Source organism: Alteromonas sp. 14N.309.X.WAT.G.H12 (assembly GCF_036697315.1).
Taxonomy (GTDB): Bacteria; Pseudomonadota; Gammaproteobacteria; order Enterobacterales; family Alteromonadaceae; genus Alteromonas.
Window position 1 is genome coordinate 1 of sequence record NZ_JBAHZB010000105.1, and the last position, 12160, is coordinate 12160.

Below are 12160 nucleotides of genomic sequence, written 5' to 3' on the forward strand. Positions count from 1 at the left end.
TAAGGGTGGTGGCATCGTCCTTTGCGGTTAGGGCAAAGGCGTCGTTCATGATGACAATGCCCGATAAATAGATTTGATGATTGGGGTACGCGGCTTCGTATTTTGCTTTTAATTGTTTAGAAAAGGTACCAATCTTTAAGATGTTGGGGGTTTGATCGCCGTCAGGTAATTGAATGGTGACATTGATAACCGCCATTTTATTATCCAGAGAAATGAGCCTGCCTTGCACATTTTCTAACGGCGCGACGGCTTCTTTTACCCATTTTATATGTGCCTCATCGGTTTGCCCTTCACGAATAAGATCCGTGACCACCAAACCTTCTTCGTCGGCATAGGTGTAAGGATAATTCGATAATGACTCCACACGAATGGACAAGGGGATCTGCCAGGCATCTTCGGTAAGCGATTGAATTAGCTCGAAGGTATCGGGCTGATAAACATTTTCACTATCCGGTAAAATCAAGAACGTGACATTTTCACTTTTACTGAACACGTTCTGCATTTCTTCATAGGCCAGTTTCTGGGGATCGTTTTGCTCAAAGAAAACTTTGTAGTCACCACGAAAATATAACTTCCCCGCACCCGCTCCTGTGATGATGCACGCCAATACAAATAGTACCAATACTGTTTTTGGCTTTTCCATGCACCAACGTATCCATACAGGAAGTGTTTGCATAACCCTTTTTATCCTTCTTTATGTATCCCCCTTTTAGTGTATCTGGTAAACCACATTTGTGTAACTATTTCGCTGCATCCTTCCATTCAACTTAAGTTGAATAAAATAAAAATAAGTAAGAAAAACAGAAATTTTCTCTTTCGTTGACCCTCCCTGACAAGCTGGCGAACACATAATATTTGATCTTTGAAAAATGTAAGGTAATATAAGTGAAAATCAACTGGTCAGATGAGCGGATGAGTAAAAATGAGTATTAGAAAACGCCTTAAAAAAGTTCTTCCCCCTATTTCGTTAACGGAACAGGAAGCCTTAGACGCCGGAGATATCTGGTTAGAAGCCTCGATTTATCAAGGTAAACCCGACATGAATGCCCTTCGAGCGGTGCCACAAGCCACCTTGTCGGCGGAGGAACAAGCGTTTATGGACGGCCCAGTTCAAGAATTATTAGCCATGGTTGATGATTTTGAACTGGCAAACAGTGTCCATATTCCTGATGAAATCTTAGCTTTTATTAAAAAGCATCGTTTTTTCTCCATGATCATCCCCAAAAAATTTGGCGGACTGGAATTTAGCCCCTACGCCAATTCAACCATTGTTGCCACATTGGCCGCGAAAAGTGGCGCCATTGCCGTCACCGTTATGGTGCCAAATTCATTAGGCCCGGGTGAGCTTCTCATGCATTACGGCACCCAAGAACAACAAGATTATTACCTGCCACGACTGGCGGTAGGTGATGATATTCCCTGTTTTGCCCTAACCAGCCCAGAAGCGGGCTCCGATGCCGGCGGCATTCCTGATGCTGCCATCGTTACCAAAGGCGAATGGGAAGGCAAAGAAGTCGTCGGTTTACGGGTGAGCTGGGATAAGCGTTATATCACGCTGGCGCCCATTGCCACCGTGCTGGGTTTGGCATTTAAAGTGTTCGATCCAGACCATTTAATTGGTGATAAAACCGAACTAGGTATCACCTGCGCACTCTTGCCTAAATCCCATCCTGGTGTGGAACTCGGCAACCGTCATGATCCAATGGGACAACGTTTTTACAACGGTACTACTCGCGGCAACGATGTCTTTATTCCCATGGACTTTATTATTGGTGGGCAGAAAAATATCGGCAGAGGCTGGCAAATGCTGGTGAGCTGCTTAGGCGCTGGCCGTGGTATTTCCTTACCCGCTATGGGTGTGGCCACAGGTCAATCGGCGCTAAAAGCTGCCGCAGAATATAGTTTTGTACGGGAACAGTTTGGATTGCCCATCGGCCGGTTTGAAGGCATTCAAGGAAAACTGGCTGATATTGCAGGAAAAACCTTCCTTCTTGAGTCCATGCGGGTACTTACCACCGAAGGACTCGGCATGGGGATCAAACCTTCCGTCGTTACGGCAATCGCTAAATATCACATGACAGAACTTGGCCGCGACGTCATGAACTCTGCCATGGACATATTGGCAGGTAAAGCCATACAACGTGGACCACAAAATACCCTTGCCGGCGGTTACGCCTCCTTACCCATCGCCATTACGGTGGAAGGGGCGAATATTCTTACCCGTAACCTCATGATATTTGGTCAGGGTGCCATGCGTTGTCATCCGTATCTAAAAGACATGGTGGACCTTATCCACAGTGACGACGACAGTGCAGACCAAGCCTTCAATCAAGTACTGAAGAAAACCATCAGTTTTAGTGTAAAAAATGCGTTTCGCAGTCTAAAAAACAGCTACCTGCCTTTTTTACGCAACGCTAAAAGTTCCCTTCCTGAAGTGACTCGTTATGAGAAACGACTGAATGCCATGGCTGCAAAACTCGCCCCGATGGCGGATTTATCCTTAGCGGTACTAGGCGGCGATCTGAAAAAGGCCGAACTGCTTTCAGCCCGCTTAGGCGATGTCATGAGCTATTTATATGGCGCTATGGCAGCGATTCGTTTTTACGAGCAGCGGGTTGAAGATCGTAAACTGGCCCAGCCATATTTTGAATATGCCATGCAATGGAGCTTACAACAGGCAGAGCAGGCGTTGGTGGACTTTATCGCTAATTTCCCGAATACACCGACTCGCTTACTGATGCGTACCCTTACGTGCACTTACACAAATTCGGTTAGCGGGATTAGCGATGAGCTTGCCAGTAAACTGGCCCTTGCAGCCATGCAAGATAACAGTATAAAGGCACAGCTTACCCATCTTGTAAGGCCTGTACCCGGGGATGGTAACGACATTAACGAGCAAGCCTTCAAAGCGAAGCACGCTGTGTCCCATCTACTAGGTAAAGTACAAAAAGCCTTACGCAAAGAGCCTGTTATACCGTTTATCTCTTTTGAAAACGCGTTAAATGCCTTGCAATCCCGCGGCGTCATTTCAGAGCAAGAAGCCGTCATGCTTCATGACTATGACGAAAAACGAAAACGTGCGGTTCGCGTGGACGAGTTTACCTTTGATTTAGCACCATTAAGTGATGCTAAATCAAATAATGAAAAACAAAAAGACGCGGCTTAAGCGCGCCTGACGACTCAATTAGGTGGTGTAAAAACCACCTTTTTTTTGGCTTTTACTACTGCTATCGCCTATAAACTTTATAGATACATAACGAAAAACGCGATAATTACTATCCACCACAGGATGATGCAGTGCGCTTTCTATTCAAATGCCTAGCCCCAGATAATGACAACCTCAATGACATTGTACAGATCTTACATACTAATACGTTGGGCGGTTTGTTGGTTTCGGTACTGGCCATATCTGCATTGACCTTTGGTTTTGAGTCACAATCCCCCCTACCAATAAAAATCTATTTCTGGCTGTTTATGGTGTCGTTACTCTTACTGCGTTTTGTTGATGCCATGTACTGGATGAAGCGATTGCGCCATCAAACTGACAAAGCCTATGCCGCATTTTCACGATTCTATGCTGGCGTCACGCTTACCGCATTAACGTGGGGGATATATACCATTAGTATTTTCCCGCAGATGCAAATACTCGAACTTGCCACCACCATGGTGGTACTGTCTGCGTTGGCAGGCGGTGCAGCCACGGTGCTCGGCGCAAGCCGCTCCCTAGTTTGGACATTTTGCACACTTCTTCTTGTTCCTATGTCCACCATCGCCTTATTTGAGTCTCATAGAGAAGTTAACGTACTTGGCTTTTTAGGTATTGCATTTTGGATCACCATGCTAAGTAGCTCGAAAAGAACCAACCACTTCTTCACCCAATCGATGGATTTAAAAAAACACAATCAGCAATTACTTAAGCTGATGGAAGCAGAACGTAACGAAGTCATTCGTGTCAATACGGCGTTAAAGAATAGCAATCTTCAACTTGACGCTCTCAATAGCCACCTTGAGGAAACCGTACAACAAAGAACAAAAGAGGTGACCCGCCTGTCAAACCTGGATCCGTTAACCCTGTTGATGAATCGAACTGGGTTTTTAAAGCAATTAGCCTTGTGCGTAGAAAAATGCAAAAACCACAATACCACTGTCGCACTTCTTTTTATCGATTTAGACGGCTTCAAACAGGTAAACGATAGTTTAGGCCACGCTATTGGCGATCAGGTATTAGTGAAAGTGGCTGATATATTGAAGCAACACGCACCTAAACACAGTCTTGCACGCTGGGGGGGAGACGAATTCATCATGATTATTGAGGATGTCAGTTCAGATACCGCCATGTTGGCCGCCAGCGCCATTCGTCAAGACATTGCTGATCCCATGACCATAGATAAAAATGAAATAAATCTTGATGCCACCATAGGCATTGCACTGTGTCCGGAACACGGCGATGATCCCCAGCGCCTCATCCAAGAGGCAGATCTTACCATGTACTATGAAAAACGCTTACAACAGTCCCATATTGCGGTCTTTAATACCGCTATTTTCAATTCAGTTTGTCGGGAACAAAAGCTCCGCGAAGGACTTCGGGTCGCCATTGATGAAAATGCCTTTTACTTAGTCTATCAACCCATTATTTGCACCGATACGGATAGCGCATCATCCTTTGAAGCCCTCATACGCTGGCAATATAACAATACGCAGGTCTCGCCGAACGAATTTATTCCCATTGCAGAACGGTGTGGCATCATCGTTCAACTCGGTGAGTGGGTGTTGCACACTGCCTGCAACGATGCCGCTCGCTGGCAAGGCACTCACATTGCAGTATCGGTGAACGTGTCTGTCGCCCAGCTCATGGAAGATGACTTTGTTTGTCGGCTCTCCCACATCCTTTCTTCTTCCGGTTTATCACCAACTCGCTTACATCTTGAAGTGACCGAATCCGTGTTTGCTGACAACATCGCTAAGCTCACCGCGCAGATTAACGGTATTAAAGCCATGGGGGTATTCATCTCCATTGATGATTTTGGTACTGGCTTTTCTTCTCTAAGTCAATTACACAACTTAAATTTTGACTATATAAAAATAGACCGCTCCTTTATCAATACTCTGGACTCCACAGGCGAACCTATCATACGTGCCGCCTTGTTAATTGCCGGCGAATTTGGGTGTAAAACCATTGCCGAAGGCGTAGAAACTGAAATTCAAGCTGCAAGATTAAAGGCAATGGGTGTAGACTGCCTGCAAGGCTTTTACTTCGACAAACCTCAGCGCGAAAAAAACCTCACGCGATGGTTACACAACGATAAATAAACATGGCGCAACTTTATTATTATTACTCTGCAATGAATGCAGGAAAATCCACGTCCTTACTTCAATCTGCCTATAACTACCGCGAACGTGGTATGCAGGTGGCCATATTTACCGCTGCCATCGACGACAGATACGAAGTGGGTAAAGTCACCTCCCGAATTGGCCTGCAGGCAGAGGCCGCACTATACAATACCGAGGATGATTTATTTCACCACGTCTTTAATCAGCATCGTCAGCAACCCCTTGATTGTGTGTTTATTGATGAAGCACAGTTTCTAACCAAAACCCAAGTCAAACAGCTGGTTGACATTGTCGATGAGCTAAATATCCCGGTGCTGGCCTACGGCTTGCGCACGGATTTCCTTGGTGAGGCCTTTGAAGGCAGCCATTATCTTATGGCATGGGCCGACAAGTTAACGGAGTTAAAAACCGTGTGTCACTGTGGCCGCAAAGCCACCTTCGTTGTACGATTAGACGAAAATGGCCAACCGGTTACCGATGGAAATCAGGTCGAAATAGGCGGCAATGACCGCTATGAATCCATGTGCCGCAAGCACTTCAAACAACTGGTGTGGGATTAGATCGCCAACAAGTTGTCGATAAAACGCTGAAGTGCATACCCATACGTAAAAATAGGGGCTTGTTAGCGCGATTGATCGCGATCTGCCTATTTATGGTCGACTCTGCGTTGACTTCACAGCACCGCCCATAGAGAGTGAAGAAAAAAATAAAGGAATACACTATGTTGATGTCTTTTCGTCTTGGCCTGTCTATTTTAGGCTGCGCCCTGTCCTCTTTAACCATGGCCAACACAGCCTCGGTAAACCAGCTACCGGAAAACCTCGCAGACCTGCCTTCTACCATCGACAAGGCACTCATCCAGTTTCATACCCCAGGCATGAGCGTCGGGATAATCAAAGACGGTAAAATCGTCTACCTTGACGGCCATGGTATGCGAGATATGGCTAATCAACGCCCGGTTGAGCCCGATACCTATTTTAGACTCGCATCAACAAGTAAGGCCTTTACGGCCACCACGGTGGCACAACTTGTGGACGAAGGAAAGTTAACCTGGGACACCAAGGTCACCGAGGTACTTCCCGCCTTTCAAATGGCTGATCCCTGGGTAACACGGGAAATGGATATCACCGATTTACTGACCCATCGCAGCGGACTCGTTTCCGGTGCCGGGGACGCCATGTTGTGGCCAGAGCCTAGTGGTTTCAGTCGTGATGAAATCATCCATAACTTACGCTACCTCACCCCAGCCTACAGCTTTAGACGCCATTATGCCTATTCCAATGTCATGTATATTACCGCTGGGGAAGTCGTCGCTACGCTCACCGAACAGCCATGGGAAACCCGACTACAGCAAAACGTGTTTGCGCCGTTACACATGCAATGTTTTGGTGGCGATGTGCCGGCAGACGTACTGGCCAACCGTGCGTTAAGTTACGGCTATAATGATGAGCGGGGGATCTACCCTATCCCCCGCAATCAAATTGAAAGTAAAGGTATCGTGTCTGCCGCCGCCGGCGGCGTGACCTGTAATGCGCCAGGTATGTTACGTTGGTTACAAATGTGGCTTGATGGCGGCAAACTGCCCTCTGGTGAACCACTTCTTGCACCGGACACTGTTAAGACCATGCTCTCTGCCCAAACCATATTGCCCGTGGATGAGACCGATGAGCAATGGGACAACACACACTTTAAAGCCTATGGTTTAGGCTGGCGGTTAATGGATATTTATGGCCATGAAGTCATTTCCCATACCGGCACCCTATCGGGTTATCAAACCTATGTGGCCTTTATTCCTGACTTACAGCTCGGCGTGGTGGTGCTAAACAATGGCTCCAATTATGGTGCCCGCGGCTCAGTCATGCAGACCATTTTAAAAGCCTATATAGCAGAAGCGCCTCAAGAAGATTGGATTGCAAAATATCAGGACTACCGTGATGAACGCGAAGCCAAATCTCTGGCCCGTTATCAGGAACCCAAAGGCTCAGGCACCACATCCCTTGCCCTAGACGCATACCTAGGCACCTTTGAGGATCAATGGTTTGGCACCTTTACCCTATCCCAAAAAGGCCAGTCCATACGTATTGTCTCGGCGAAAATGCCCACCTTAAAGGGTACCCTTGAACCTTTCGATAACAACACCTTTGTGATCCGCTGGGATAATCAAAATGCCGCCAGCGACGCCTTTATACGTTTTGATACGGATTATCTTAAGCAAATAACCGGATTCAGTTTATATCCTTATACCGTGCGTAAAACCACCCAACATGAGTGGCGAGACATGTATTTCAATAAGGTGTTAGCGGTGACATCACTAAGCAACTAGATCCTCTTGTCGGCCGGGTACATACCCGGCCAAACCGCCTTAGGCATAAACCGGTCGCGCGGCAGTAAGCTTGGCGACCTGCTGTTTTACTTTCTGTGCCACGCCCTCGTCTTCCGGGTTTGCCAACACATCACACATCCACGATGCCAATTGCTGACAATCCTCTTGGGTAAATCCTCGGGATGTTACCGCTGGGGTACCAATACGTATACCGCTAGTGACAAACGGAGACTGAGGATCGTTGGGGACGGTATTTTTATTTACGGTGATATTCACATTATTTAATAACGCATCCGCTTGCTTTCCGGTCATGTTTTTATCGATGAGATCCACTAAAAACATGTGATTTTCGGTTTTACCCGACACCACTGAAAATCCACGCTGGATAAAGGTTTCCGCCATGATCTTGGCATTGTCGACAACCTGCTGCTGATACACTTTGTATTCAGGCATCATGGCCTCTTTTAATGCCACCGCTTTGGCGGCGATCACATGCATCAAGGGCCCCCCCTGAATGCCGGGGAAAATTAACGAATTGAATTTTTTCTCCAATGCAGGGGCAGACTTACACAAAATGAGTCCCCCTCTGGGGCCGCGCAAGGTTTTGTGGGTGGTGGTGGTGACCACATCTGCCACCGGCACGGGATTCGGATAAAGATCAGCCGCCACCAATCCGGCCACATGGGCCATATCCACCATAAGATAAGCGCCCACACTATCAGCGATGTCCCGGAACCGTTGCCAATCCACAATACGGGAATAGGCTGAAAAACCAGCGACGATCATTTTTGGCTTGTGCGTGTTGGCCAATGCAGCCACCTGCTCATAATCAATCTCGCCGGTATCGGGGTTTAAACCATATTGCACGGCATGATAGAGTTTGCCGGAAAAATTGGGCGCAGCACCGTGGGTTAAATGGCCGCCATGATCAAGACTTAAACCAAGAATCGTATCACCGGGTGACAACAAGGCCATATACACCGCTGCGTTGGCCTGAGACCCCGAGTGAGGCTGTACATTGACGTAATCAGCGCCAAATACCGCTTTGGCCCTGTCGATGGCTAATTGTTCGGCTTTATCCACTTCTTCACAGCCACCGTAGTAACGCTTAGCCGGGTACCCTTCTGCGTATTTATTGGTCAGCTTACTGCCCTGCACGGCCATCACTGCCTTGCTGGTGTAATTTTCAGAGGCAATGAGTTCGACATGATCTTCCTGCCGTTGAGCCTCTAATTGCAGTATATCGGCGATATCTGCGTCCACCTGACGTAAAGCATTATTTAGCGTATTCATGTTAACTCCATTGTTATTTGATTTTCATTATGCTAGATGTACATACAGAATAAATAAAATTAATAATAAATATGGCATCATAAGAATATGAAATACGTAAGCAGCTGGCGCTTTGGAGATAACACATGAAAAACCTGTCCGTCGACTTTCTGCGCTCCTTTGTCACCATTGCACAAACAGGCAGTTACACCGTTTGTGCTGAGCGGTTAAAACGCACCCAACCGGCCATTAGCCTGCAAATAAAAAAGCTGGAAGAAACCGTGGGTGAAAAATTGTTTACCCGGGAAGGTAACCGGCTGATGCTCACCCTTGCGGGGAGTAAGTTGCTGGAGTACGGCACCAAGATCCTCATGTTAAATGATCAGGCCATGGCAGAATTTGGTCGCCCGCAAATTAGTGGCAATATAAAACTGGGGATCCCCAGTGAGTTTTCCACCACCCTCATGCCGAAAATTATCCGCCGATTTACCCAGTCATACCCCGAAATTTCCATGGAGGTACACTGTGCATTGAGTAAGGATCTCTTGTGTGAGCCGCTGAAAAATCAGTTTGATTTGATCTTATCGTTGCAAGAAGAGCCGGAACCCGAGCAAGATGGATACATTGTGACCGATGAACTGGTATGGGTAGGCAGTCAACGCTTTGTGAACAATATTCCCGAGCAACTTCCCCTCATTGCCGCACCGTCCCCCTGCATCTATCGCAAACGCGCTACCAACTTGCTGGCGAAAGTAAAAAAACAATGGCAGGTGGTGTACACCATTGGCGATTTAAATGGTATTCAAACGGCGATTAACGAAGGATTAGGCATTACCGTACTGGCAAAAAGTACCGTGCCAAATGGCCTTTCTATCCTTTCACCTTCTGCCGGTTTGCCCTCATTGGGACGCATTGGGGTATGTTTGATTAACCCCCAGAAGGTGCGCTCTGAAGCCATTGATCTACTGGCAAAAACCATTGCCACAGAACTGGCTTCACACGCGTAAAGACGATGGGATGATCTTGCCGGGAAAGGCAGTTTGTCCCCTATCGGGTGCCGAAGATTTTATCCCCCGCATCCCCTAATCCAGGAAGAATGTAGCCATTTTCGTCTAGCTTATTATCCACTGACGCGGTAAAAATCGCCACATCAGGATGGGCACTGGTCACCGCCTCAATGCCCTCTGGCGCGGCAACAAGAAATAACCCCATAATTTGCTTACAGCCTTTTTGTTTTAACAAATCAATGGTGGCGATGAGCGTTCCGCCGGTGGCAAGCATGGGATCAACAATCAACGCGGTACGGGCATCGATATCTTTTACCACCTTGTCGAAATACGCTACGGGCTGCAAGGTAGTTTCATCGCGATATAACCCCACCACGCTGATTTTAGCATTGGGGATCAGTTGCATAACACCGTCTAGCATGCCAAGTCCTGCCCGCAAAATGGGAACGATGGTGATTTTCTTTCCTTTTATTTGTTCCACACGGAGGTTTTCACCAGTCCAGCCTTTAATTTGCGCAGTTTCAGTGGGTAACTCCCGGGTGGCTTCATAGGTCAATAAATTACCAATTTCACTGGCCAGTTCGCGAAAATCTTTACTGGAGATATTCGCTTCACGCATTAAACCAATTTTGTGTTGAATAAGGGGGTGCTTTATTTCGTGGACGGACACCAGATTCTCCTGTGTGCTTGTTAATTACCCATCGTGCAGTCATGTGGCGAGAAACCACCGTACATTTTAATACACATTGCTATTATCCACACTGGAATGCAAGTTGCGCACGACGAGCACGGGACCTTTTGCCCATAGCTTACACCTTGCCCTTCCATTGCAAAAGGCTACGCACCACGAGGCGCTGAATATTTCACCCCATGATAGAAATACACACTGGGCGGAGGGGTTAGCAAGTTGGTCGTGAATACTTTGCTTTTTGTTTACGCCGCTAGATAGTTTATGCTTACCTTTTCCCTATAAAGAGCACAACACAATGAAAAAAAGCGCACTAGTACTCGGATTATCCCTGCTCACTCATCAGGCCTTTGCCGCCTTGACAGAAAAAGAACAAACCATGGTTGATTACATTCATCAGTCTAATCCTCAGGCGCTAACGCTGTTAGAAAAACTCGTTAATATAAACAGCGGTACCATGAATTTCGCCGGGGTAAAAAAGGTAGCAGACACACTGATCCCCGAATTTAAAGCACTCGGCTTCAATGCCCGTTTTGAGGAAGGCAGCGCCTTCAATCGCGCCGGTCATCTGGTTGCCGAACTGCACGGCGGTAAGGGCCCTAAAATGCTGCTCATCGGTCACTTAGATACCGTATTTGAACCAGATAGCCCATTTCAAAAATTTGAGCCTGTGAGCGATACGGTGGCCAAAGGGCCGGGCATTGCAGACATGAAAGGAGGCGATGTCATTATCTTACAGGCATTACGGGCACTCGATGCCGCCGGCGAGCTAAAAGACATGAACATTATGGTGGTTATGACCGGCGATGAAGAACTTAGTGGCCGCCCCCTCGCGCTGTCAAAAAAAGCCCTCATTGACGGGGCAAAATGGGCCGATATTGCCCTTGGTTTTGAAAATGGTGATGGTAATCCGGCCACAGCGAACATTTCACGTCGAGGTTCCGTAGACTGGACACTGACAGTGAAAGGCGTACCTTCCCATTCTTCTCAAATCTTTAAAGATAACGTGGGTGCGGGCTCTATTTATGAAGCCTCACGTATTCTAATGACCTTTTACAACGAATTAAGAAGTGAGGAGTTACTTACTTACAACCCAGGTAGAATTATGGGAGGTACCGAAGTAACTCACGACAAGAAAAGTAATAGCGGTACCACCTTCGGTAAAAACAATGTGGTGGCCGAAACCACCATTGTGACCGGTGATATTCGTGCGATTTCACAAACCCAGCTAACGCGGGTAGAACAAAAAATGGAAGACATTGTCGCCGATTCTTTGCCACAAACCCAAAGCCACATAGAATTTGGTGAAGGTTACCCTGCCCTTGCACCCACATCAGGAAATAAAACATTGCTAGGTATTTACAGTCAGGTCAGTGACGATCTCGGTCAGGGCACTGTGGATGCCGTTAACCCCCTTAATGCCGGTGCCGCTGATGTGTCCTTTACCTCACAATACGTAGATATGGCCATAGACGGCTTAGGGATGAGTGGTGCCGGCGCCCATACGGTAAAAGAAACCGGTAAACTTAATGCCCTGCC

8 protein-coding genes and 1 pseudogene are annotated in these 12160 nt (G+C 47.1%); 6 read left to right on the top strand and 3 right to left on the bottom strand.

Annotated elements, in window-relative coordinates; genetic code table 11:
• Positions 1–676: pseudogene (locus tag V5298_RS17345) on the bottom strand (RND family transporter); the annotation flags it as partial.
• 246 nt (positions 677–922) lie between these two features.
• On the opposite strand from V5298_RS17345, the gene V5298_RS17350 reads away from it, so the two are divergent.
• The 4 genes from V5298_RS17350 (at position 923) to V5298_RS17365 (ending at position 7654) form a co-directional block, all read left to right on the top strand.
• Positions 923–3166: an acyl-CoA dehydrogenase gene (locus V5298_RS17350; RefSeq protein WP_332932693.1), complete on the top strand. Its 2244-nt coding sequence runs from the start codon at positions 923–925 to the stop codon at positions 3164–3166.
• A gap of 131 nt (positions 3167–3297) precedes the next feature.
• The gene (locus V5298_RS17355; protein WP_332932694.1) at positions 3298–5310 is read left to right on the top strand and encodes a putative bifunctional diguanylate cyclase/phosphodiesterase; all 2013 of its coding nucleotides are present in this window, start codon (positions 3298–3300) and stop codon (positions 5308–5310) included.
• Between the two features lie 2 nt (positions 5311–5312).
• On the top strand, positions 5313–5891 hold the full coding sequence (locus tag V5298_RS17360) for a thymidine kinase (protein WP_332932695.1): 579 nt from the start codon (positions 5313–5315) through the stop codon (positions 5889–5891).
• A 161-nt stretch (positions 5892–6052) separates the two neighbouring features.
• Positions 6053–7654, top strand: a complete 1602-nt coding sequence (locus tag V5298_RS17365) for a serine hydrolase (RefSeq protein WP_332932696.1) — start codon at positions 6053–6055, stop codon at positions 7652–7654.
• A gap of 39 nt (positions 7655–7693) precedes the next feature.
• On the opposite strand, the gene glyA is transcribed toward V5298_RS17365, so the two are convergent.
• Positions 7694–8947: a serine hydroxymethyltransferase gene (glyA, locus tag V5298_RS17370; protein ID WP_332932697.1), complete on the bottom strand. Its 1254-nt coding sequence runs from the start codon at positions 8945–8947 to the stop codon at positions 7694–7696.
• 125 nt (positions 8948–9072) lie between these two features.
• Here glyA and V5298_RS17375 point away from each other — a divergent pair, with 125 nt between their 5' ends.
• Positions 9073–9933: a LysR family transcriptional regulator gene (locus tag V5298_RS17375; protein WP_332932698.1), complete on the top strand. Its 861-nt coding sequence runs from the start codon at positions 9073–9075 to the stop codon at positions 9931–9933.
• A 40-nt stretch (positions 9934–9973) separates the two neighbouring features.
• Here V5298_RS17375 and upp read toward each other — a convergent pair whose 3' ends face one another.
• Positions 9974–10603 (bottom strand): uracil phosphoribosyltransferase, encoded by a 630-nt coding sequence (gene upp, locus V5298_RS17380; protein WP_332932699.1) that lies wholly within the window; start codon positions 10601–10603, stop codon positions 9974–9976.
• Positions 10604–10919: 316 nt separating this feature from the next.
• Between upp and V5298_RS17385 the strand changes: the two genes are divergently transcribed.
• A partial coding sequence (locus tag V5298_RS17385) for a M20/M25/M40 family metallo-hydrolase (RefSeq protein WP_332932700.1) occupies positions 10920–12160 on the top strand: 1241 nt, incomplete at its 3' end.

Excerpts from the sequence above, each read along its gene's own strand:
- glyA (WP_332932697.1), bottom strand. The coding sequence starts at position 8,947 with ATGAATACGCTAAATAATGCTTTACGTCAGGTGGACGCAGATATCGCC.
- V5298_RS17360 (WP_332932695.1), top strand. The coding sequence starts at position 5,313 with ATGGCGCAACTTTATTATTATTACTCTGCAATGAATGCAGGAAAATCC.
- V5298_RS17375 (WP_332932698.1), top strand. The coding sequence starts at position 9,073 with ATGAAAAACCTGTCCGTCGACTTTCTGCGCTCCTTTGTCACCATTGCA.
- V5298_RS17365 (WP_332932696.1), top strand. The coding sequence starts at position 6,053 with ATGTTGATGTCTTTTCGTCTTGGCCTGTCTATTTTAGGCTGCGCCCTG.
- V5298_RS17350 (WP_332932693.1), top strand. The coding sequence starts at position 923 with ATGAGTATTAGAAAACGCCTTAAAAAAGTTCTTCCCCCTATTTCGTTA.